This window comes from Sphingopyxis sp. (assembly GCF_041916015.1).
GTDB lineage: Bacteria > Pseudomonadota > Alphaproteobacteria > Sphingomonadales > Sphingomonadaceae > Sphingopyxis.
On record NZ_JAYSAH010000082.1, the window covers coordinates 23,473 to 46,586 of the forward strand.

A 23,114-nucleotide genomic window follows, 5' to 3' on the forward strand; every position below is an offset into this window, starting at 1 on the left:
TCCGATCCGCCCCGATGCCGCAAGGTCAGAGCTCGGGACCGCCTTCGGTCACCGTCCAGGTCTGCCCCTTCTTGAGCAAGCCCTGCAGATCGGCGGTCTTGCCTTCAGCCGCGGCCCTGTTCTGACGCCACACATCGGCTTCGAAGGTCGGACGCGGATCGTCGTAGAGGACGCCGAGCGCCATCGGGAATTCGCCGAAACGCATCTCGACGAGCATGTGCGCGACGCTGCGGTTGGTGACGTCGTGGACGATCACCCCCGCGGCTTTCCAGTCGCCATCGATGACGTCGACGACCTTCAGGGTCAGTGCCTCATTATCGAGCGCGATACCCTTCGTTCCCTTGGCGAACAGCATCGGCTCGCCCTGCTTGAGCCAGAGCTGGCGATCTTCGGCACCCTTGGGAGCCGCAAAATCCTCGAACACGTCTTTATTATAGACGATACAGTTCTGGAAAATCTCGACAAAGGCCGCACCCTTGTGAGCATGCGCCGCCTTCAGCACGTTCGGCAATTCCTTCGACACGTCGAAGCCGCGCGCGACGAAACGCGCGCCCGCGCCGAGCGCGAAGGCCGCGGGCTGCGCCGGGCGATCGACCGAGCCATAGGGCGTCGACGGACTGGTCGTCCCGACGCGGCTCGTTGGCGAATATTGCCCCTTGGTCAGGCCATAGATCTCGTTGTTGAACAGCATGATCTGGCAGTCGAGATTGCGGCGGATCAGGTGCATCGTGTGGTTGCCGCCGATCGACAGCCCGTCGCCGTCGCCGGTGACGATCCACACGTCGAGCTCGGGATTGGCAAGTTTCAGCCCGGTCGCGAACGCAGGCGCGCGGCCGTGGATCGTGTGGAAACCATAGCTTTCCATATAATAGGGGAAGCGCGAGGAGCAGCCGATGCCGCTGACGAACACCGTATTCTCAGGCACCGCGCCGATTTCAGGGAGCGTGCGCTGCACGGCCTTGAGGATCGCATAGTCGCCGCAGCCGGGGCACCAGCGGACTTCCTGATCGGTTTCCCAATCCTTGAGCGTTGTCGCGCGCGCGATGGTCGTCATCTCGTTCATTGGAGGGCTCCCTCGATCGCGGCCTCGATTTCGGCGATGGTGAAGGGCTGGCCCGACACCTTGTTCACCGGCCGCGCATCGACCAGATATTGATCGCGCAGCACCGTCTTGAGCTGCCCGGTGTTCATCTCAGGCACGATCACCTTGTCATAGCTCTTCAAAAGCTCGCCGAGATTGGCGGGCAGCGGCCAGATGTGGCGGATGTGGATGTGGCTGACGTCCGCACCCTCAGCGCGCTTGCGGCGCACCGCCTGATGGATCGGGCCGAAGGTCGAGCCCCAGCCGACGACCGCGAGCTTGCCGCCTTCGGCGCCCAGTTCGGCGATCTGGTCGGGAACCTTGACGCCGTCGATCTTCGCCTTGCGAAGGTCGGTCATCGCCTGATGGTTCGGCGGGCTGTAGTTGATGTGGCCGGTATCGAGTTCCTTCTCGATCCCGCCGATGCGGTGGAGCAGGCCGGGCGTGCCGGGCTTGACCCACGGACGCTTCAGATTCTCATCGCGGCCGTAGGGTTTGAAGCCGCCCTCGGGCACCTCGGTCAGGAATTCGACCGGGAACGCCTCATAGGTCGTGAGGTCGGGCACCGCCCACGGCTCAGCGGCGTTGGCGATATAGCCGTCGGTGAGCAGCATCACCGGAGTCATATATTGCACCGCGATGCGGCACGCCTCGATCGCGCATTCAAACGCGTCGCCGGGCGAGCGCGCGGCGATGACCGGCATCGGGGCGTCGCCGTTGCGGCCATAGACCGCCTGGTAGAGGTCCGACTGCTCGGTCTTGGTCGGCAGCCCGGTCGAGGGACCGCCGCGCTGCGAATTGACGATGACGAGCGGCAGCTCGGTCATGATCGCAAGGCCCATCGCCTCGCCTTTGAGGGCGATACCGGGGCCTGACGAACTGGTCACGCCGAGCGAACCGCCATAGCTGGCACCGATCGCCGAGCAGATCGCCGCGATTTCGTCCTCGGCCTGAAAGGTCGTGACGTCATATTCCTTGAGCCGCGACAGATGGTGCAGGATCGCCGAAGCGGGCGTAATCGGATAACCGCCGAAGAACATTGGCAGCTTCGCAAGCTGCGCGCCCGCGACGAGGCCGAGCGCGATACCCTCGGCCCCGGTCAGCGTGCGATAGAGGCCGGGCGCGACGGGCGCCGGATCGACATGATGCTGCTTGAGCGGCCCCGCAAGCTCGGCAGTCTCGCCATAAGCATGGCCGGCGTTGAGTGCCGCGACGTTGGCGGCCGCGAGGTTCGGGTCTTTCGCGAACTTGCCGTTCAGCCAGTCGATCAACGGCTGGCGATCGCGGTCGAACATCCAGAGTGCGAGCCCCAGCGTCCACATATTCTTGCAGCGCAGCGCTTCCTTGTTGCCGAGCCCGAACGGCTTCACCGCGTCCATCGTGAGCTGGCTGATGTTGAGCTTCAGAAGCTGCCACTTCGCAAGACTGCCGTCCTCGAGCGGGTTCGCCTCATATTTCGCCTTGGCGAGGTTGCGCTCGTTGAACTCGCCTTCGTCTGCGATGATCAGGCCGCCGGCTTTCAGCGACGGGACGTTGGTCTTGAGCGCCGCGGGGTTCATCGCAACGAGCACGTCGGGCGCGTCGCCCGCGGTGTCGATCGCCGAGGAACCGAAGTTGATCTGGAAGGCCGAAACGCCGAACAGCGTTCCCTGTGGCGCCCGGATCTCGGCGGGAAAATCGGGGAAGGTCGCAAAGTCATTGCCCGCGAGCGCCGACGAGAGGGTAAACTGACCACCGGTCAGCTGCATCCCGTCGCCGCTATCGCCTGCAAATCGAACTACCACTGCGTCGGAAAGGGGGGACTGCCGCCGGTCTTCTGGATTCTTCCCGGCCCGGTCCTCTACCGCTGTCGCCATTTTCTCTGTCTGCCTTTGAATCTTGCGAACCTGTGACAGTGGCCTAGGCCTCTGCGGCGCGCGCCGCAATTCAGAAAAAATTGTGCGCCGCAAAGCATCGGCGCGCGGTGGGTTTCATTTCGCGATTGAATTCGGGCGGCCGATGCCGAATAGCTGCGCAACGAAAAGAACGAGAGGGACCGACAATATGGCCGACGGCACGACCCATTACACCCGCCCCGACGTGGCGGCGTTTCTCGCCTTCCTGAACGCACAGGAAGGTCCGAAGATGGAAGAACTCCCGCCCGAGGCGGCTCGCCAGATGATGCGCGTGATGGGGCAGATGGCCGACGTGCCGCGCGGCGAGATCGCGAAGGTTGAGGATCGCAGCATTCCGGGGGTCGCGGGCGACATTCCGATCCGCATCTATGACAATCGGCCGGATCGCGAAGCGGGTCCGGTGATGGTCTTCTATCACGGCGGCGGCTGGGTGATCGGCGACCTCGATACGCACGATCCCTATTGCGCCGAGGCCGCCCGCATTCTCGACATGCCGGTGATCGCGATCGATTATCGCCTCGCCCCCGAACATCCCTTCCCTGCCGCCCCGGTCGATTGCGAAGCCGCGACGCGCTGGGTCGCCGACAATTTCCCCTGCACCGGCCTTGTCCTGTCGGGGGACAGCGCCGGCGGCAATCTGACCATCGCAACCGCACTCACGCTGCGCGACAAGCCCGCGTCGAAGCCGGTGGTCGCGATCCACCCCATCTATCCCGCCGTAACGACCCATCACGATTGGCAGAGCTATCGCGATTTCAAGGACGGCCACCTGCTGACCGAAGGCGGCATGAAATGGTTCGGCGACCAATATGCCGCCGATCCCGCCGACTATCGCGCCGCGCCGATCGATTTCCCCGCTGAGGGCTTGCCGCCGACGCTGCTCATCACCGCGGGCCTCGACCCGCTTCGCGATCAGGGCCGCGCCTATGCCGCGAAACTGATCGAAGCCGGCGTGCCGACCACCTACCGCGAGGCGAAAGGCACGATCCACGGCTATATCTGCCTTGCACAGGGTATCCCGAGCGCGAAGGACGATATCCGCGGCGCCTTGACAGTCCTGAAGGCGATCGTCACCGAAGCCACCGCATGAGCGACGAGAATCTCCCCTACCGCCCCTGCGCCGGCGTCATGCTGGCGAACCGCGATGGCCGCGTCTTCGTCGGCCAGCGACTCGATTCGTCGAGCGAAGCCTGGCAGATGCCGCAGGGCGGGATCGATCCCGGTGAGGAAGCCGAGGAAGCCGCGATCCGCGAGCTCGGCGAGGAAACCGGCATCCACGGCGGGTTGGTGGAGATCATTGCGCGCAGCAAGATCGAGCATTTCTATGATTTGCCCGATCATCTGATGGGCAAGATGTGGGGCGGCAAATATCGCGGCCAGCGGCAGTTCTGGTTCCTGATGCGCTTCATGGGCGCGGACAGCGACGTCGATATCGCCACGAATCATCAGGAATTCCGTGCGTGGCGCTGGGCCGAGCTCGACGAACTCGAAAAGCTGATCGTTCCCTTCAAGCGCCAGCTCTACCGCGCGGTGGTAGAGGAATTCCGCCCGCTCGTCTGATCACGCAGCGCGAGCGCGGTGCGAAAGACATCGGCGAACATCTCCGGCGTCAGCCGCCCGGTGTTCGTATTGTAGCGCGAGCAATGATAGCTATCGACCAGATATCGTCCATCGGGCAGCATATGAACCGCGCCGTGCGCGAAGGGATAGCCCGCGAGCCGGACGCCCGCCGCGCGTAGCGCCGCGTCGTGGGCGATGCGGCCGAGCGCGATGACGACCCGCACCTTCGGCAGCGCCGCCATCTGCGTCTCGAAAAAGGGGCGGCAGTTCGCGATTTCCTTCGGCGTCGGTTTGTTCTGCGGCGGCAGGCATTTGACGCTGTTGACGATGATCGCACCTTTGAGCCTCAGCCCATCGTCGATCCGCGCCTCATACTGGCCCTCGCTCAATCCGAATGCGGCGAGGGTCGCGAACAACAGGTCGCCGGCATAGTCGCCTGTGAACGGACGCCCGGTCCGATTGGCGCCATGTTTTCCGGGGGCCAGTCCCGCGAAGGCCAGCCATGCCTCCGGATCGCCGAAGGCATAGACGGGGGCATTCCACCAATCGGGATATTCCGCCCGGCATGCCCGCCGGTACGCCACGAGCCGCGGGCAACGCGGGCAGTCGCGCGGCGGTTCGGTGCCGGGCAAGGGGCTTACAATCTTCATGCGGCTGCGATAGGCGCTGGGGCATGTCCAGCGCAACGCCGCCTTCCGATATTCCCCTGGCGCTCTATGCGATCGGCCTAGGCTCGAACCGCCGCCACGCGCGCCATGGCGACCCGCGGCGCGTGCTGCTGGCGGCTCTGTCCGAACTGGAAAGCGACGATATCGAACCCATCGATGTCAGTCCGATCATCACCAGCGACCCGATCGGTCCGTCGCGCCGGCGCTATGCCAATACCGTCGCGCTCGTCGCTTCGCCGCTCGCGCCGCCCGCGATGCTCGAACGGCTGCAGCGGATCGAGGCCGCATTCGGCCGCCGTACCGGCCAGCGATGGAGCGCCCGCACGCTCGACCTCGACATATTATTATGGTCGGAGGGCGCATGGAGCGACGGCAATCTCGTCGTCCCGCATCCCGCCATGGCGAACCGAGCCTTCGTCCTCGGTCCGCTGCGCGCGATCGCGCCTGACTGGCGCCATCCGCTCAGCGCGAAAACGGTGCGCCAGATGGCGGCGCGCCTTATCCGCCCCAAGCCGGTTGACCGGAACGCCGAGGCGCACTAGGGCGGCACCTCACTTCGGGTGCCGCCAAGCGTCGGCGTCCCGTCGGGCCCTTAGCTCAGTCGGTAGAGCAACTGACTTTTAATCAGTAGGTCGCTGGTTCGAACCCAGCAGGGCTCACCAACCATCCCGTTGAAACTGTTGTAAAACTGCGGATTATGCCGTCCTCTTCTGTCTCCGTTGCACCACAAAACTGCTACACGGGGGAGGACGGGGAAGTGTTCAGCCTATCGCGCCGCAAGGGGTCTGTCGCATGGCAAGTCCGTAAGCGCTGGCCTAACGACTGCGCGTCGATTCTCGGTCGCGAGTTCGTCCGCAGCACAGGCGAGACGGACAGGGAGAAGGCCGCCGACAAGCTGCCCCTGATCGCCGCTGAGTACCGCGCTAAGGTCAACGAGGCGCGCAGCCATGCCAGCGAAGCACCCGGCCGCGAACTCACGGAGGCCGAAGCCCACCGCCTTGCCGCTGAGTTCTTCAACAGCCAGTTGCCCGCCTTCACTGTCACACGACGGATGGAGAAGCTGGACCATAACCAGTTGCTGCGGGATGCCCGTGGGCGGCTGGCGACGGCGCAGGATATGCTGGGCCGGAACGACTATGGCCCCGTGCTGGCCGTGGGGCGCACCCTGATGCGGCAGGCGGGAATCTCCGCTGATAGCGACGACCCTGCACTCGACTATCTGCGACGGATGCTGATGCGGGCCTTTGTCGAACTGCACCGCGCCGCCGTTGCCCGGCTTGAAGGTGACGCCGCTTACACCCCGGCCGATGCCGACCTGTTGGCTGTCCCTGAGGATGTCCCGGCGACGACCGTCAGGACGGTGGACGACCTGCTGACCGAGTATGAGCAGGCGAAGATCGCAGGCTGGTCTGCGTCATCCAAGCGCGCCTTCGGTCCGGTCGCCCGACTGCTGCGCGAAGAGTTCGCAGAGCGGGCCGTAGGCAGCATCACTCGCGACGATGCCCGCCAGTTCGTGGGCCTGATCCAGCAACTACCCGTAGGCATGGGGACACGGGCAGCACTGAGGAACCTCCCCGCCCGTGAGGCCATCCTCAAGGCTCAGTCTCTCAGCATCCCGTCCCTGTCCACAAAGACGGTGAATGACGGGTACATCGTCCACGTTGTTGCGGTCTTCAACTGGGCCGTCACCGAGGGCTGGCTTACCTCGCACCCCTTCCACAAGCTCAAGATCAAAGACACCGTGGACGACGCCGACCGGCGCGACCCCTTCACCGCCGACCAGCTAGGGACGCTATTCCGCGCCGCGCCTTGGGAACGCCCTTGGCAACAGCGTGACGAACACCCCGGCCGGTATTGGGTTCCGCTCCTTTGCCTGTTCCACGGCTTCCGCTTGAAGGAGGCCGTAGGGCTGCGCGTCGAGGACGTGGGCGAGGCCGAGGGCATACCGGTGATAAAGCTGCAACCGAACGATGCCCGGTCACTGAAAAATGCCGCTGCCCGCTCGACCATGCCCATCCACCCAGAGTTGATCCGGCTGGGCTTCCCGGCCTTCGCAGCGCAATGCCAGTCGGGCTTTCTGTTCCCGGCCGAGGTCGAACAGGGTGTCGGCCATCGCCTGTCCGCATGGTTCAGCGGCCACGTCAGGGACAAGGGCTTTGAAGGCCGCAAGCTGGGGATGCACTCATTCCGACACGGCTTCGAAGATCGGCTGCGCGAAGCGGGCCTCCCTGAGCGCACCGCTGCGGCGCTGTCCCGGCGCACCGAAGGTGGCGCGAAGAAAGGCTATGGTGACGGGCTGTCGCTGAGGGCCAAACTCGACGCGCTGCGCGAGGTCTCCTACCCCGGTTTGGGCCTTGAGCATATCGTGCCGGGCATCACCAAACCCACCCTCTAGCATCCGGCCGGGGAGCGGCATCACCAAACACCTGCCATAGCAGGAGACTCCTAGGAGTCCCGCTGAGCGCCATCCCCTCGCCGCCGCCACCCATGCCATCTTTTCCCCTATCGCCGCTCAGGCGAGTCCCTAGGGGATTCTAGAGGCATATGCCGAGAGGGGTTCGATAACCACTCGCTATAGGACAAAGGCCAAGAGGGGATCACCAAGGTTGCCCTCTAGCAGGAAGCCAGAGCCGCCTGTCTGCCCGATCACCATATACGGTGGTTGCCCCCGGTTTTGAGAGCCTTTCAGCGGCGTCGAAAAACATCAATGAAATCAATGGGGATCACTAAGTACACCCTATAGGAGAAAAGGCGATAGCGGACACCCCCTGCCGCGCTCAATATCTTGTGCCTAGATGTGGTTCACCAACTACGTGCCTTAGCACCTGACCATGGCTGGGCATCACCAACCCCTCGCTCTTGCATAAGACCAAGGGTAGGGGCCGCTTCCGCGAAGACCACCCCATCATTTTCCCTCTTGTATCCTGTTTGTTCTTCGTCTACCCTCATTATATTCCTTAGGTATATACCTTAAGGCATTCACCCTTAAGGACTTCCCTTAGGGTCTATCCCTCAAAGAAGAAAACTACAGGTAGTCCCTACCTTAAGCATAGACCTTGGGCCTAGCCCTTACGCCTGCCCTCAGCGCGGGCCATCATCACCGATCCTCCACATCGCAGCCAGCATCCCCGTTCGATGCTCAGCGCCGTCTATGGGCCTGCCCCACGGCCCGGCTCATCCCCATCATCGAACGAAGGACACGACAGCCTATGGACGGCACCGACACCCTGTTTCCGACCGAGCATTACCCTGCGCTCGCCCACTACCTCACCGAGCACGTCGAGCATGACCCTGCCATCGGCTGTCTGTCATGGACGGGGTATCTGACCCCGGAAGGCTATGGCCGCATCCGTGGAGCGGTGGCAGAAGAATATGGCACCGAGAATCCCCAGCGGCTTGCATGGCTGACCGCCCACGGCACGGCCCCGCCCAAAGGCACATCCCTGAAACGTGCCTGCGGGAACCGCCGCTGCCTTAACCCTGACCATCTCATCCCGGCCGTTGGCCACGACCTGCAATACCCTGTCGGCTCCATCGGTTCCCTGCGGGTCGGCCGTCACACCATCACCAGTCAGGTGGCGTGGGCGATGCAGAACTACAAGCCTGCGGGGTGGTCGCCCTTCCGCCATTGCGTCCCCTTCGGCATCCCCGACGACATCGTTGAGATCGTCCGCACGGTCGCCCCTAAGGCAACCCGCACGGTCCTGCCCTCCGGCTTCATCCGCTTCGATCTTCCGCCCGGCCTCACCGTGCTGGCGGGGGACGACGGCACCGCCCCGGCCGACTTCCTCCTGCCCTTGGCGGCCTAACCCTTTCCGCCCGTCCCCACGGGCCACCCCTCGCCGTGTTCGTCGTGGTTCAGCGGCGAGGGGGTCTTTCATCTAAACCACGACAACCAAAGGAACCACGATAACCGAGAACAACACCCCGGCCCCGCGTGGCCGAGAGCGGACGTGTGCCCAGTGCAGCAAGACCTACCGCTCGCAGCGCGCCTCTTCCCTGTATTGCTCCAAAGCCTGCCGCTCGAAGGCTGGCAGAGGGACAACCCCGACCGGCGGCCCCAAAGCTGGCCCCGCTGGCTTCTCGTTCCTGACCAAGATTCTCATACGCCTGAGCTTCGCCGGGCAGATCGCCCCTGTAACCCGCCGCGACCTCACCCCTGCGGTATATGGGCTCACCGTGCCGACCGAGTATGCCTTTGAGGAACTGCGCTCCCTGTTCGAGCAAAGGGTCGGCCGGATCATCACCCGCGAAGAGTTCAACACCGCCCTCAGGGTTGACGGTCTGCGGTCCTACTCGACGGACACCCCCGACACCGCCGACCGCAAGCGATGGCAGGCCCGGCAGCGGGCGACCGCAGGACGACTCAGAGAGCGGGCTTAGCGCCTCGTTCCGGCCCTGACCCACCCTACCCTACCGCAACCGCGAATCCGAGGCGCTAAGCCATGCTCAGAGGCGCGGAAAAGCGTGGGTGGAAACGGCCCATTCGACAGACCCTATCCCACGTTTCACCCGTAGGGATGCAAGCGCGTTGACCCAGCGCCGATCCTCTCCCAAGTCACCGTCAAGATCGCGCACGGCTCCGCAGCCCGCCGCCGCAGGATTTGGAGCATCATGTATCTGACAGGATTGTAAACCGTAGCCCTCGTCGGCATAGTGCTGGCGCTGGGCATCTATTTAGGCATAGGCTGGGAACGGGAACGGCCGGATCGGGAACATCAAGCAGCTATCGCCCGGCATGACGTTTGGTCCTCCCTAATGGGGCAGGCACAGACGGAACTCCGCGAGCATCAAAGCCGCATCCGTAAACCTGATGAGACTACGCTGGCGATCATTCGTGACCTAACCGCCGCCATTGATCGGCTGACACCCGACACGACAGGAACGACACCGACGTTCCCCAACATGACCGACTGGGAGACAGACTCGGAGAGTCTCCGCACGGCGGCCGAGGCGGCAAGGGCGGATCGAACAAGATACTATCCGGCATTGACAGCCGATGATGAGGCACGACTGCGCCAATACGGCATCGACGATCCGAGGTTAGATGATCCGAGCCTTGGGGGCGTATTGCGGCAGGACTGACCTACGCCGCGCTTACTGGAACTTGCGGCGCATGAACGCCTTCACATCGTCAGGCGTCAGCTTGAACCACTCCCCATTTGCCCGTCGGTCGGCGAACCGTCGATGCCAGTAGGCTTCGATACCTGGGGGATCGTCAGTGGCGATGGTATGCAGCAACGTGGCCGCATCCGGCAATGCGATCCTAATCTCCTTCACCCGCCGCTCTAGCTCGTCGCTCCGACCGATCTTGAAGAAATCGCCCGACTTGATGAGGTACACATGCCCATCACTGGCATCATTTCTCATCCGCGCTGGTCTGCGGCTGAGTGCCTGTTTAGGCAGCATAGCAAGGATGTCCGCACTGTTTGCGTCATCTTGGACGCGGGAACGGAGAGCGGCAATCAGGTCAGCACGATCGCCGATTACGTTCCGCACCACGTTCGGAGCCGGGACAGACCTATCGGTGTGACGGAGCATCAACATTTCCGCCTTTGTCGGTAGATGGCCAAAATGGCGACACGCGGCGACGACCCCCGCAAGGACGGCCTCAGGGTCCGACTTCACAGTCCACTTGTTCGGCTCATATCCAGCTTCGATCAGGGCGTCTCCCCAGCGCGCCCAGTACTTTCCTAGCCACTTACTTTCGCCAATACCGGTCGCGGAGACGAACGCACCGCTTCCGGGAGCCTGTCCGCCATTCTCCGCCGCCAGCCGTTTTATCTCGCTTATAATATGCTCGCGCATCCCGCCCCTGTCTGTCGCCCAGTGGTCACACCGACCGAGATAGCACCGCCGCGCGACAGGGCAACACCGGCAAATATATGGCGCAAAAATCCGAAGGGGCATTGATGTATCGGGCGGCCCCAGATTCCCCCTGGCACCGCCCTTAAGCGCGCCGTCGAGGATCGCCTCTTATGCCGCAAGAGGACCGGCCCGACGTAACGCCGTCGAGCCAGCCCCTTAGGCATTCCCTTCCGGGTTAGGCGAACCACCCTCCCCTTCGCCAGTTGATCGACAGCCCCAGCCTGCCTAGCTTGATGCAGACCCCGTCCCGCTCAGGGTAGTCTGCGGGGTCAACCCTGCGCGCCGACACAAGGTGGTCCGAGGGGTACGGGCTAAGGGCAGCGGGATAGAAAACGATAGACATGATTACTCCCTGTTGGTGAGGGCTGAGCATCTATGCCGCCGCCGCGCAGGGATGAAGCCACCGCCGGTATCGGATGCCCGCTGGCATCTATCGGTCGTGGGATGCGCGTTCATTGCTGGGCCGCAGATATGCGCCCCGCCCGCGCCTTGAAGGCCTCATCCTGTCCTATGGTCGCTTGAGTCCAGACGAGTCAGAACTGAGATGAATCGAGTCCTGCCCGCCTTGCCCGGCCTGTCTCGATGCCCTTAAAGAATGGCCTAACGAACGTCAGTCAGTTCTATAAGGGGAATGAGCATGTGTCGGGTAGTGGCCTATTATCGCGTATCGACCGCAGAGCAGGGCCGCTCAGGGCTGGGCCTCGAAGCGCAGCGGCAAGCGGTCCTGTCGTTGTGCCAAGGCCGGGGCTGGGACGTGGTTGCTGAGTATACCGAGATCGAAAGCGGCAAGATCGCGGAGCGCCCGGAGTTGGCGGCTGCGATGCACCGCGCGAAGGTGACAGGCGCGACCCTCATCGTCGCCAAGCTCGATCGCCTCAGCCGTTCCATCGCGTTCCTGTCGGCATTGCAGGACAGCGGTGCCAAGTTCCTCGCGGCGGACATGCCCGAGGCCAACGAACTCACCGTCCACCTTATGGCCGCCGTGGCGCAGGCTGAGCGCAAGGCTATCAGTACCCGTACCCGCGAGGCGCTGGCCGCAGCGAAGGCCCGAGGGGTCACGTTAGGGAACCCCAACGGGGCCGCAGCATTGCGCCGTGCCGCGAAGGGCAACAGGGCGGCAGTCGCTGAGATACGCGCCGGGGCTGACACCTTTGCGGCGGACCTAGCGCCAATCATCGCCGACATTCGCGCGGCCGGGGTATCGTCCCTGCCCGGCATCGCGGGCGAACTGAACGCACGGCTGATCCAGACACGACGCGGCGGACGCTGGCATCCGGCCACAGTGAGCAACTTGCTGGCGAGGATCGACAGAGATTAAGGCATCCGCCCGATTGCGCCCGGCGGTCTGATTTTTTCAAAGCTTGACCGCATGACAGCTTTTCACCGATTATCCGGGCCATTGAAAAGCCACCAACTGAACGATGGGATGGGAACTTTCCATCTGTGGATGGCGGCAACCTGACCACTGGTAAGAGCTAGTTGAAGGCCATAAACGTCGTAATCAAGGTACTTAACATTCTTATCATCGCTGTACGAAATCGAGTCGGGCTGGCCTAATCGCGTAACGACTTCCCACTCCCCGCTTCCGACACTAAGGCCGCCAATCGTAGACCACGGACGAGTGTAGCAACTAAGCCGCTCAATGGTTCTCTTTCCATCCGATGACATTTGAAACTCTACCGAAAGTCCGTACTCTAAATCGATTCCAAGCTCTGGGTCATAGATCAGCCACTCCCACTGACCATAGTCGTCAATGCTTTTCCCGCGCGGTAGGTGGGCGGTCCTTTCAGTTTGCAGCAGCTTCCCGGACATGGTGTCCTTTTGAGTGACGTGGGTCGGCTGCCCTAATCGATACAAAATCTCGCTCTCGGGAAAAGTGAACGCCACGGGACCCAGCCTATTCATGCTTTTCTCGAATTCAGTATACCGTTCGTGAGAGCCGTAGAGAGCAGCCCCCGCGACTATCACTCCAAATAGAAGTAAAAGAGATAGAGCGACAATCGCCGCTCGTTTTAACCAGCTTCTCACAGATTCCCCCCGCCCAGTTCCGATATTCCCAATAGGTCAGAGAACATCGAACATCAACAAATGCGCTCCGGGCCGACTCCCGCAGTCGCAAACGGCCGGAAAGTCTCATCTAGACGATTGCGCCTTGCTCCACGCGGATGCTACACAGTCGGCCTAGTCACGGCGAAAGAAGTGGCGGAAATCTGCGGACTACAGGGCGCGGGACGGGAGTAGGTCGCTGGTTCGAACCCAGCAGGGCTCACCATTCCAGCCAGATGCACGATCAGGGACTGACCGGCGCATCATCGTCATCGCTGGCGATAATGATGGCGGCGGTAACGCCCGCGAGCAGACCGATCAGCCCGATGATCCAGCCGGACCCGCCGCCAAGCTCATTGGCGTCGTCCATGGCCGATGTCGCACGGGCGCCACCAATATCAGCGGCCGAGGCGGCGACCGGAGCAGCGCCGATAGACATCGCGGCGAGTGCGATCGCGGCTTTGCGGAACCTGGGCATTTCAATCCTCCTGATGGATAGCTGTCGATCTATCAACGAACGGGCGGACGCATCGCTCCTCGCGCCACCGATCGACGGGCTCGGCTCGTCGCCCGTTCGGCACGCATTGGAGATGAATACGCGCCGCGGGAGGTTCAGGCGAAATGGAGCCGCCGGTATCTGCCGCGGAAATAAAGCAGCGGATCGCGATGCGGCTCGAACTGCGCGCGCACGACGCGGCCGACCAAAATGAAATGGTCACCAGCCTCGTGCAGCGATTCACGCTGGCATTCGAACGAGACGAGGGAGCTTCCGAGCAGGGGAACGCCCGTCTGCCCCGGCGCCCAAGGCAGGTTCGCGAAGCGATCCTCGCCCTTCGTTGCGAAGCGATTCGACGCAGGCTGCTGCCCGATCTGAAGGACATTGACCCCGAAATGCGCCGCATCGCGGAGGATCGGCGCAGTCCCTGAGGTGTTCGCGACGCAAACGAGCAGCAACGGCGGATCGAGCGATACCGACGTGAAACTGTTCGCAGTGAGGCCGACGGGCGTTCCCGATGCATCGAGCGCGGTCACGACCGTCACACCGGTCGCGAAGCAGCCCATCGCATCGCGCAAGGTGCGCGGGTCCGATCCGGCCTTGAACTCCATCGCCTCGCGCGGCTGGCGCCGTTCGAGGAAATCGAGGAGATGGCCGAGCAGCGCCTCGTTGCGGTCGGCGGCGAAGGCAAAGTCGGCTTCCTCGATATCGGCGCTTTCGCCGATCGGCAGTGCGGCACCGAATGCCTCGCTCACCGCCGAGCAGTCCACCGGCGCAAAGCCGCCCCGGACAACAAGCGTGGGGAGTGCCAGCCGGGGCGCAGCCGTCACGGCATCATCGTTGACCGGCATGTCGACCAGCACCAGCCCGGCGGCAAGGTGTGCCCCGTCCGGCGCTAGCGCCTGCACCGCAACCCAGCCGCCACGCCGCGCCGCAACGACAACCGGGCGCGACCCCATTTGTGCGAGGACGGCGCGCAAATCTTCGACATGCTCGGTCTGCTCGCCCGAATGCCAATCGCCTCCCGCGGTCGGGCGCGGCTCCAGATTGACGACGCGCCGGCCCGACAGAACGAGCGCATCGGCAACCTTGCGCCACGCGTCACGCCCCTGCCCTGCGTCGGGCAAGAGCAGAATCGCGGGGTCATTTTCGTCGCCGACCAGATCGGCCGACAGGCGGAGACCGCCAAATCCCTTATATTCGACGATAGACAAGCAAATTCCTCGGCGCGCCGGCAGGTGATTGGCCGGCAGATTGCGGTGACGGCGCCAGCATAGCGGCACCCGTCACCGCGCCGCAAGGCGGCAGCTTGGCTTTGATCAGCGCCGGAAGCCGGCGAGCCGCTGATCGATGATCGCATCGGCTTCCGAAATGATCCGGTCGATCAGTTGCTGGCAGGTCGGAATGTCATGGATTAGCCCCTGAACCATGCCCGCCCAGAAGACGCCCTTGGTAAGATCACCCGTCTCGAGCAGTTCGCGCCCGGCCTTGCCGTTCACCAGCTCGGCAACGTCGGCGAAGGTCGCATCGGGCACCGAGAGGCGGCGCACCACTTCCTCGCTGACCGCGCTCTTGCCGACGCGCGCGGTGTTCTTGAGGCTGCGGAAGATCAGGAAACTGCCGCGCTCGTCATTCTCGACATAGGCCTGCTTCACATTGTCGTGGATCGGTGCTTCCTTCGTCGCGCAGAAACGCGTGCCCATGTTGATCCCCTCGGCGCCCAGGGTCAGCGCGGCGACAAGCCCGCGTCCGTCGCCGAAGCCGCCCGAGGCAAGCATCGGAATCTTCACCTTGTCCGCCGCCGCGGGGATCAGGATCAGCCCCGGAATATCGTCCTCGCCGGGATGCCCCGCGCATTCGAAGCCGTCGATCGAGATGATGTCGCAGCCCGCCTTTTCGGCCGACAGCGCATGGCGGACCGCGGTGCATTTGTGGAGGATGGTCACGCCGTGCGGCTTCAGCATCTCCCAGATCTCGCGCACCGCTTGCGTTCCCGCAGTCTCGACGATCTTCACCCCGCCGTCGATGATCGCCTGCGCATAGGCCTTGTAATCGGGCGCGTTGATCGTCGGAAAGACCGTCATGTTCACGCCGAACGGCTTGTCGGTCATCGACCGGCAGCGCTCGATCTCCGCGCGCAACGCTTCGGGGCTCGGCTGGGTCAGCGCAGTCAGGATGCCCAGACCGCCGGCGTTCGACACCGCACTCGCCAGTTCGGCATAGCCGACGCTCTGCATCCCGCCCTGCACGATCGGATGCTCGATGCCCAGCATTTCGGTTATGCGCGTCTTGAAAGCCATGATACGTCCTTCCCTTGCTGTCCCTGCCGTTACGGCGCCATTGCCTTCTCCCTTGAATTAACTTGACGCTTACGTCAACGTCGGGTTGAGAGTTGAATGGTTAGATAACGAAGGGAATCGAAATGGCGGCGACGCACGAGGGCATATCGGATCGGGCGCTGGCGATTGCGACGCAGGTGGAGGCTTTCGTTCGCGAGAAAGTGATACCCTATGAAAAGGACCCGCGCCGCGACCATCATGGCGCGCCGACCGACGAATTGGTGATGGAAATGCGTGAGCATGCACGTGCCGCGGGCGTGTTGACGCCGCATATCCTGTCGGACGGCAGCCACCTCAACCAGCGCGAGACCGCGGTGGTGCTGATCAAGTCGGGCCTGTCGCCGCTCGGCCCGCTCGCCTGCAACACCATGGCGCCCGACGAGGGCAATATGTATCTGCTCGGCAAGGAGGGCAGCCCCGAACTCAAGGAACGCTTCCTGAAACCGATGGTCGAGGGGCGCGTCCGTTCGGCCTTCTTCATGACCGAACCCGCCGACGAGGGCGGCGCGGGGTCGGACCCGTCGATGATGAAAACGACCTGCCGCCCCGACGGCAATCATTGGGTGATCAATGGCCGCAAGACCTTCATCACCGGCGCCGAGGGCGCGCGCGTCGGCATCGTCATGGCGAAGGCGGAGGAAGGCGCGTGCATGTTCCTCATCGACCTGCCCGACCTGGCGATCCGCATCGACGAAATTCCGAACACAATCGACAGTTCGATGCCCGGCGGCCATGCGACGCTGACCATCGACAATCTGCGCGTTCCCGCCGACCAGATGCTGGGGCAGGCGGGCGAAGGCTTTCGCTATGCGCAAGTGCGCCTCTCCCCTGCCCGCCTGTCGCACTGCATGCGCTGGCTCGGCTGCTGCATCCGCGCGCACGAGATCGCGAGCGATTACGCCAACCGCCGCGAGGCATTCGGCAAGCCGCTGATCGATCATGAAGGCGTCGGCTTCATGCTCGCGGAAAATATGATCGATTTGAAGCAGGCCGAGCTGATGATCGACTGGTGCGCGGGGGTGCTCGACACCGGATCGCTCGGTACGGTCGAAAGCTCGATGGCGAAGGTCGCTGTGTCCGAAGCCTTAATGCGCATCGCCGACCGCTGCGTTCAGGTGATGGGCGGCACCGGGGTCACCGACCGCACGATCGTCGAGCAGGTTTTCCGCGAGGTTCGCGCCTTCCGTATCTATGACGGCCCGACCGAGGTTCATAAATGGAGCCTCGCCAAGAAGATCAAGCGCGACTGGAAGGCGCAGCGGGCATGAGGCCACAAAAGGCGGCCGCGTCGGTGGCGAGGCCGCTTTAGAAGCGGGCGCGCGGTTTGACTGTTTCGTCATCCCGGACTTGATACGGGTCCCGCTTTTTCGGCGTCGCTGAGCGGGACCCCGGATCAAGTCCGGGATGACGAGGACGCGCATAACCCTTCCAAAGCCGAATACTATCGCCTCCGTAGCGTCAAAACAACTTGACGTTTACGTTAACGTCCGGATGATGCGCGGACCAAGGGTAGAGGAATCGGGCCGATGTCGATTTTGTACGACGAGGGGCAGCAGGCGATCGCGACCGAGTCGCGCCGCGCGCTCGAAGCGCGGGTCAGCAAGGACGAATTGCTGCCGCTGCTCCAGATGCAGGGTGCCTATCACCAGCCGTTCTGGGCGACCGCGAAGGAGCAGGGCTGGACCGCACTCGCGCTGCCCGAGGTTCATGGCGGGCTCGCGCTCGGCCTGATCGAACTCGGGCTGATCGCGCATCAGGCAGGCCGCACGTTGAGCGGCGCGCCCTTCCTGACGTCGAGCTTCGGCGCTGCGAAAGCGATCGAGCTTTATGGCACCGACGCCCAGAAAGCGCGCTGGCTCCCCGGCCTTGCGAGCGGCGAGACGATCGGCGCGATTGCCTTCGCGGCGGGCGCCGATCCTCTGCCCGCCCAACCTTCTGTGACGCTGGCCGACGGCCGGTTGACCGGCGTCGCCGGCGCCGTGTCGGGCGGCCTGTTCGCCGATGTCGCGGTGGTGTTGGCGAGCGGACCGGCGCTCGTGCTCGTCGACCTGACCGACGTCAACCGAACGGCCATCGAGAGTTTCGACAACAGCCGCTGCATCGCCGACCTCACCTTCACCGACACGTCGGCCGAAACGCTGGCGACCGGCGACGCGGCCCGTGCCGCCGCGCTCCACATTCTGGCGCTGCAGGCGGTCGTTACCGCGCATGAGCAGACCGGCGGCGCCGAGGCGCTGATGGAGATCGCACGCGACTATGCTGTGACGCGCAAAGCATTTGGCCAGCCGATCGGTGCTTTCCAGTCGATCAAGCATCGCATCGCCGAGCTTTACGGCCTCGTCGAGCTTGCCCGCGCGAACTGTATCCACGCGGCGTCGCGCGAGGGTCAAGCCGATTTCATCACCGCCGCCGCCGCGGCGCGGCTGTCGGCGACCGAGGCCTATGACACGGCGGCGCGCGACTGCGTGCAGATTCATGGCGGCATCGGGGTGACGTGGGAAATCGGCCTCCATCTCCACATGCGCCGTGCGCGCAGCCTCGCGCTCGAACAGGGAAGCAGCTTCTTCTGGGAAGATGTGCTGGTCGACCGCCTCGCAGGAGACGAAGCATGAGCGATCTCGAAGCCTGGCGCGCGAAGGCCGCCGCATGGTGCGAATCGATGGTGCCGACCTTCGGCAAGGCGGCGCGCAAAGGACTGAGCGTCGAAGACGACCTCGCGCTCGGCCGTCGTTACCAGAAGGCGAAGTTCGACGCAGGCTTTGCCGGCATCAACTGGCCCACCGACCTCGGCGGGCAAGGCCTCGGCCATATCGAAAAGATCAGCTTCGAAGCCGAGGAGATGAAGCACGGCTTCCCCAACGTCTATTTCGGCATCTCGCTCGGGATGCCGGTGCCGGTGCTGATGCAGTTCGGTCCCGACCGCGACTTCGTGAAGGAGCGCGTACTCAAGGCGTTGCAGGGCGAGGAAATCTGGTGCCAGCTCTTTTCGGAACCCTCGGGCGGCACCGACCTCGCCGGGCTTCGCACGCGCGCCGAGACCGACGGCAACGGGTGGAAGATCAACGGGCAAAAGGTCTGGACGAGCTGGGCGCAATATAGCGATTATGGCGTCATCGTCGTGCGTACCGACCCGACCGTCGCCAAGCACAAAGGCCTGACCTACTTCTGGGTCGACATGAAGGCACCGGGCGTCACCGTGCGCCCGATCAAGCTCGCGGGCGGCGACAGCCACGTCAACGAGGTCTTCTTCGACGATGTGAAGATCAGCGACGATCATCGCATGTCGCCGGTCGGCGGCGGCTTCGCGGTCGCGCTCGCGACGTTGATGATCGAGCGCTATGTCGCAACCGACAGCGCGGGCTTCGGCCCCCATCTGGGCCTGTTCATCGACCTTGCGAAGGAGGTGCGGCTGAACGGCAGGCCCGCGATCGAGGACGGGCGCATCCGCCAGCAGATCGCGCGCAACTATGCGATGCGCGCCGGGCTCGATTCGATCAACGTCCGCGCGCGGCGGATGATGGAGGCGGGCATGACGCCCGGCCCCGAAGGCTCGCTCAACAAGCTCGTCGCGGTGCGCTCGCGCCAGAAATTGTCCGAACTCGCGCTCGACCTGCAAGGCGCGGGCGGTTTCGCCTTCGACGAACATGCCTCGCCCAAGGACGATTGGGCATCGAGCTGGATCAATGCACCGACCGGCCGCATCGCGGGCGGCTCGGACGAGACTTTGCTCAACACCATCGCCGAACGCATCCTCGGCCTGCCGCAGGATCACCGCCCCGACAAGGGCATCCCCTTCAACCAGATACCAGCCTGAGGAGCCTCCCCATGAAATTCGATTCCTCGACTGCGGCCATCGTCACCGGCGGGGCATCCGGCCTCGGCCGCGCGACCGCCGAGGCGCTTGCCGCCGCGGGCGTGAAAGTCGCGATCTTCGACATCAACGACGCGCTCGGCGAAGAGGTGGCGAAATCGATCGGCGGACTGTTCGTCCATGTCGACATCACCGATGAGGATTCGGTGCTGGGAGGCTTCGCCAAGGCGCGTGCGGCGCACGGGCAGGAACGCATTGCCGTCCACTGCGCGATGACCTCGCGGCGCGGCAAGACGCTCGCCTTCGACAAGGAGACGGGCAAATACCGCCGCACTCCGACCGCCGATTATGAATATGGCGTCGCCGGCATATTGACCGCGAGCTACCGCATCGGCTCGATCGCCGCCGAGGGCATGGCAACCTTATCCGAACTCGAGGACGGCGAGCGTGGCGCGATCATTTTCACGGCCTCCGTCGCGGCGCAGGACGCGCAGATCGGGCAGGTGATCTATGGCTCGGCGAAAGCGGGGGTGAACGGCCTCGTGCTGCCGATGGCGCGCGACCTGATGGACCTCGGCATCCGCGTCAATTCGATCATGCCCGGCGTCTTCGGCACCCCGCTGCTCGGCAACATGAACCCGAAGGTCAAGGAAAGCCTCGAAGCCTCGGTCCCCTTCCCCAAGCGCCTCGGCAAGGCCGAGGAATATGCCAGCCTCGCGATGGAGATGGTCCGCAACACCTATTTCAACGGCCAGGCCGTCCGCCTCGACGGCGCGATCCGCATGGCGCCCCGCTAATATCTCCCCACAGAAAGGAATAATCTCATGTCCGAAGCCTATATCATCGATGCCGTCCGCACCCCGCGCGGGATCGGCAAGCCCGGCAAGGGGGCGCTGTCGCACCTCCACCCGCAGCATCTCGCCGCGACCGTCCTCGCCGCGATCCGCGACCGCAACAACCTCGACACCGCGACGGTCGACGACATCGTCTGGTCGACCTCCAGCCAGAACGGCAAGCAGGGCGGCGACCTCGGCCGCATGGCGGCGCTGTCGGCGGGCTATGACACCAAGGCCAGCGGCACGACGCTCGACCGCTTCTGCGGCGGCGGCATCAGCTCGGTGAACTTCGCCGCGGCGAGCGTGATGAGCGGCATGGAGGATTGCGTCATCGCGGGTGGCACCGAGATGATGAGCTACACCACGGCCTACGCCGCCGAACAGGCGAACGCCGGCATCCCCCCGCGCCTGATGGGCTCGGGTCACGAAGCGCTCGACGAACTCCACCCGCAGTCGCACCAGGGCATCTGCGGCGACGCGATCGCGACGATGGAAGGCATCAGCCGCGAAGCGCTCGACGCGCTCGCGCTCGTCAGCCAGCAGCGCGCCGACAAGGCGATCAAGGAAGGCCGCTTTGCGAAGTCGGTCGTCCCCGTGCTCAATACCGACGGCAGCGTCGCGCTCGACCATGAGGAATTCCCGCGCCCCGAAACCACCGCCGAAGGTCTTGCTGCGCTGAAACCCAGCTTCGTCGGCCTCGCCGATTTCGACATGGGCGACGGCTTCACCTTCAGGAAGCAGATCAACCGCCGCTATCCCGACCTTGAAATCCAGCATTTCCACCACGCCGGCAACTCATCGGGCGTCGTCGACGGCGCCGCGGCGATCCTGCTGACGTCGAAGGATTATGCCGACAAGCATGGGCTGAAACCGCGCGCCCGCATCGTCGCCTATGCCAATATCGGCGACGATCCGACGCTGATGCTCAACGCCCCGGTGCCCGCGGCGAAGAAGGTGCTCGAAAAGGCGGGCCTCAAGAAGGAGGACATCGACGTCTGGGAAATCAACGAGGCTTTTTCGGTCGTTGCCGAAAAGTTCATCCGCGACCTCGACCTCGACCGCGAAAAGGTGAACATCAACGGCGGTGCGATGGCGCTCGGCCATCCGATCGGCGCGACCGGATCGATCCTGATCGGCACTGCGCTCGACGAACTCGAACGTTCGGGCGGCCGCTACGGCCTCGTCACCATGTGCGCCGCGGGCGGCATGGCGCCGGCGATCATCATCGAACGCATCTAGGACAACGATCGTCATCGCGAGCGAAGCGAGGCAATCCAGGGCGGTTTACGCTTGCTCTGGATTGCCGCTTCCCCCGGATCAAGTCCGGGGTCCTCGCAATGACGAGGCATGGGAGACATAACATGGCGGGACCGCTCAGCGGCATCAGGATCATCGAATTCGCCGGCATCGGCCCCGGCCCCTATTGCGGCATGATGCTCGCCGACCATGGCGCCGAGGTGATCCGCATCGACCGGCCCGGCGGTTTCATGGACCCGCGCGACCCCTTGTCGCGGAACCGCAAGTCGATCTCGCTCGACATGAAAAACCCCGAAGCCGTGCAGATCGCCCGCGATCTCTGCAAGAATGCCGACGGCATCATCGAGGGCTATCGCCCCGGTGTGATGGAGCGTCTGGGGCTCGGCCCCGAGGTGCTGCTCGCCGACAACCCGAAGCTTGTCTACGGCCGCATGACCGGCTGGGGCCAGTTCGGACCCTATGCGCAGGCCGCGGGGCACGACATCAACTATATCGCGCTGTCGGGCGTGCTGCACACCGTCGGCCGCGCGGGCGAGAAGCCGGTGCCGCCTGTGAACTATGTCGGCGATTTCGGCGGCGGCGGCATGATGCTTGCTTTCGGCATGGCGAGCGCGCTGCTCCACGCGGCCAAGACTGGCGAGGGTCAGGTGATCGACTGCGCGATGACCGACGGGTCGGCTCTGCTCGCCGGCATGACCTGGGGCTTCCTCGCGATGGGACGGCTGAACGATGCGCCCGGCACCAACATGCTCGACACCGGCGCCCATTTCTATGACACCTACGCCTGCGCCGACGGCAAGTTCATCTCGATCGGGTCGATCGAACCGCAATTCTATGCGCTGCTCCGCGAAAAGACCGGGCTCGATGCCGACCCCGCTTTCGACGCCCAGATGGACCCGGCCCAATGGGGGCCGCTCAAGGACAAGCTGACCGCGCTGTTCGCGACCAAGACGCGCGACGAATGGTGTGCGATCATGGAAATGACCGACGTGTGCTTCGCGCCGGTCCTCTCGCTCGCCGAAGCGCCGCAGCATCCGCACAATGTCGAGCGCGAGACCTTCCTCACCGTGGGCGGAGTCACCCAGCCCGCGCCCGCACCGCGCTATTCGGCAACGCGCAACGACGTGCCGCAACCCGCGCCTGCGGTCGGCGCCGACGGCGACGCGGTGCTCACCGCACTCGGCTATGGGGCGGACAGGATCGCGAGCCTGCGTTCGGGCGGCGCGGTTCGCTGAGGGGCTTCGGCGGTCCGACGCC

General features: G+C 64.1%; 21 protein-coding genes and 1 tRNA gene. 14 read left to right on the forward strand and 8 right to left on the reverse strand.

The genetic code is table 11. The features are described 5' to 3' along the window. Positions 1–25 precede the first annotated feature (25 nt). Positions 26–1,063 (reverse strand): 2-oxoacid:ferredoxin oxidoreductase subunit beta, encoded by a 1,038-nt coding sequence (locus ACE3SL_RS12335; protein ID WP_374526038.1) that lies wholly within the window; start codon positions 1,061–1,063, stop codon positions 26–28. Beyond that, a complete protein-coding gene (locus ACE3SL_RS12340) occupies positions 1,060–2,937 on the reverse strand; it encodes a 2-oxoacid:acceptor oxidoreductase subunit alpha (protein ID WP_374526039.1) in 1,878 nt (625 codons plus the stop codon). Before ACE3SL_RS12340 ends, ACE3SL_RS12335 begins: the two co-directional genes overlap by 4 nt. 187 nt (positions 2,938–3,124) lie before the next feature. Here ACE3SL_RS12340 and ACE3SL_RS12345 point away from each other — a divergent pair, with 187 nt between their 5' ends. Both ACE3SL_RS12345 and ACE3SL_RS12350 read left to right on the forward strand, forming a co-directional pair. Then, positions 3,125–4,066 (forward strand): alpha/beta hydrolase, encoded by a 942-nt coding sequence (locus ACE3SL_RS12345; protein ID WP_374526040.1) that lies wholly within the window; start codon positions 3,125–3,127, stop codon positions 4,064–4,066. Further along, the gene (locus ACE3SL_RS12350) at positions 4,063–4,536 is read left to right on the forward strand and encodes an RNA pyrophosphohydrolase (protein ID WP_374526041.1); all 474 of its coding nucleotides are present in this window, start codon (positions 4,063–4,065) and stop codon (positions 4,534–4,536) included. The genes ACE3SL_RS12345 and ACE3SL_RS12350 overlap by 4 nt, the downstream gene beginning before the upstream one ends. Here the strand turns inward: ACE3SL_RS12350 and ACE3SL_RS12355 are convergent. Further along, positions 4,497–5,186, reverse strand: a complete 690-nt coding sequence (locus ACE3SL_RS12355; RefSeq protein ID WP_374526042.1) for a uracil-DNA glycosylase — start codon at positions 5,184–5,186, stop codon at positions 4,497–4,499. The genes ACE3SL_RS12350 and ACE3SL_RS12355 overlap by 40 nt on opposite strands. Positions 5,187–5,209: 23 nt before the next feature. Here ACE3SL_RS12355 and folK point away from each other — a divergent pair, with 23 nt between their 5' ends. The 5 genes from folK (at position 5,210) to ACE3SL_RS12380 (ending at position 10,289) form a co-directional block, all read left to right on the forward strand. After that, complete coding sequence (gene folK, locus ACE3SL_RS12360) at positions 5,210–5,746, forward strand: 2-amino-4-hydroxy-6-hydroxymethyldihydropteridine diphosphokinase (protein WP_374526043.1); 537 nt, start codon at positions 5,210–5,212, stop codon at positions 5,744–5,746. Positions 5,747–5,790: 44 nt separating this feature from the next. After that, positions 5,791–5,866, forward strand: a tRNA-Lys gene (locus ACE3SL_RS12365). Positions 5,867–5,961: 95 nt separating this feature from the next. Next, positions 5,962–7,599, forward strand: coding sequence for a hypothetical protein (locus ACE3SL_RS12370; protein WP_374526044.1), 1,638 nt, complete (start codon positions 5,962–5,964; stop codon positions 7,597–7,599). A gap of 814 nt (positions 7,600–8,413) precedes the next feature. Further along, complete coding sequence (locus tag ACE3SL_RS12375; protein ID WP_374526045.1) at positions 8,414–9,013, forward strand: hypothetical protein; 600 nt, start codon at positions 8,414–8,416, stop codon at positions 9,011–9,013. 847 nt (positions 9,014–9,860) lie between these two features. Continuing rightward, a complete protein-coding gene (locus ACE3SL_RS12380; protein WP_374526046.1) occupies positions 9,861–10,289 on the forward strand; it encodes a hypothetical protein in 429 nt (142 codons plus the stop codon). A 12-nt stretch (positions 10,290–10,301) separates the two neighbouring features. Here the strand turns inward: ACE3SL_RS12380 and ACE3SL_RS12385 are convergent, their stop codons facing one another. Next, complete coding sequence (locus tag ACE3SL_RS12385; protein ID WP_374526047.1) at positions 10,302–11,012, reverse strand: GIY-YIG nuclease family protein; 711 nt, start codon at positions 11,010–11,012, stop codon at positions 10,302–10,304. Positions 11,013–11,721: 709 nt separating this feature from the next. On the opposite strand from ACE3SL_RS12385, the gene ACE3SL_RS12390 reads away from it, so the two are divergent. After that, the gene (locus ACE3SL_RS12390; protein ID WP_374526048.1) at positions 11,722–12,390 is read left to right on the forward strand and encodes a recombinase family protein; all 669 of its coding nucleotides are present in this window, start codon (positions 11,722–11,724) and stop codon (positions 12,388–12,390) included. A 62-nt stretch (positions 12,391–12,452) separates the two neighbouring features. Here ACE3SL_RS12390 and ACE3SL_RS12395 read toward each other — a convergent pair whose 3' ends face one another. From ACE3SL_RS12395 to ACE3SL_RS12410, 4 genes are all read right to left on the reverse strand, one after another. Beyond that, on the reverse strand, positions 12,453–12,959 hold the full coding sequence (locus ACE3SL_RS12395; protein ID WP_374526049.1) for a hypothetical protein: 507 nt from the start codon (positions 12,957–12,959) through the stop codon (positions 12,453–12,455). A gap of 403 nt (positions 12,960–13,362) precedes the next feature. Further along, the gene (locus ACE3SL_RS12400; protein ID WP_374526050.1) at positions 13,363–13,596 is read right to left on the reverse strand and encodes a hypothetical protein; all 234 of its coding nucleotides are present in this window, start codon (positions 13,594–13,596) and stop codon (positions 13,363–13,365) included. Between the two features lie 134 nt (positions 13,597–13,730). Continuing rightward, positions 13,731–14,828: a flavin reductase gene (locus tag ACE3SL_RS12405; protein WP_374526051.1), complete on the reverse strand. Its 1,098-nt coding sequence runs from the start codon at positions 14,826–14,828 to the stop codon at positions 13,731–13,733. Between the two features lie 105 nt (positions 14,829–14,933). Then, complete coding sequence (locus tag ACE3SL_RS12410; protein WP_374526052.1) at positions 14,934–15,914, reverse strand: NAD(P)H-dependent flavin oxidoreductase; 981 nt, start codon at positions 15,912–15,914, stop codon at positions 14,934–14,936. Positions 15,915–16,036: 122 nt separating this feature from the next. On the opposite strand from ACE3SL_RS12410, the gene ACE3SL_RS12415 reads away from it, so the two are divergent. The 6 genes from ACE3SL_RS12415 (at position 16,037) to ACE3SL_RS12440 (ending at position 23,092) form a co-directional block, all read left to right on the forward strand. Then, positions 16,037–17,221, forward strand: a complete 1,185-nt coding sequence (locus ACE3SL_RS12415) for an acyl-CoA dehydrogenase family protein (RefSeq protein ID WP_374526053.1) — start codon at positions 16,037–16,039, stop codon at positions 17,219–17,221. Positions 17,222–17,479: 258 nt separating this feature from the next. Then, positions 17,480–18,565, forward strand: a complete 1,086-nt coding sequence (locus ACE3SL_RS12420; protein WP_374526054.1) for an acyl-CoA dehydrogenase family protein — start codon at positions 17,480–17,482, stop codon at positions 18,563–18,565. Continuing rightward, the gene (locus tag ACE3SL_RS12425) at positions 18,562–19,767 is read left to right on the forward strand and encodes an acyl-CoA dehydrogenase family protein (protein WP_374526055.1); all 1,206 of its coding nucleotides are present in this window, start codon (positions 18,562–18,564) and stop codon (positions 19,765–19,767) included. The genes ACE3SL_RS12420 and ACE3SL_RS12425 overlap by 4 nt, the downstream gene beginning before the upstream one ends. Before the next feature lie 11 nt (positions 19,768–19,778). Continuing rightward, positions 19,779–20,561 carry an SDR family NAD(P)-dependent oxidoreductase gene (locus ACE3SL_RS12430; protein ID WP_374526056.1) on the forward strand — a complete coding sequence of 261 codons (783 nt, stop codon included), beginning with the start codon at positions 19,779–19,781 and terminating at the stop codon, positions 20,559–20,561. 27 nt (positions 20,562–20,588) lie between these two features. After that, positions 20,589–21,839, forward strand: coding sequence for an acetyl-CoA C-acetyltransferase (locus tag ACE3SL_RS12435; RefSeq protein WP_374526057.1), 1,251 nt, complete (start codon positions 20,589–20,591; stop codon positions 21,837–21,839). 122 nt (positions 21,840–21,961) lie between these two features. After that, a complete protein-coding gene (locus ACE3SL_RS12440) occupies positions 21,962–23,092 on the forward strand; it encodes a CaiB/BaiF CoA transferase family protein (protein ID WP_374526058.1) in 1,131 nt (376 codons plus the stop codon). Positions 23,093–23,114: the final 22 nt, after the last annotated feature.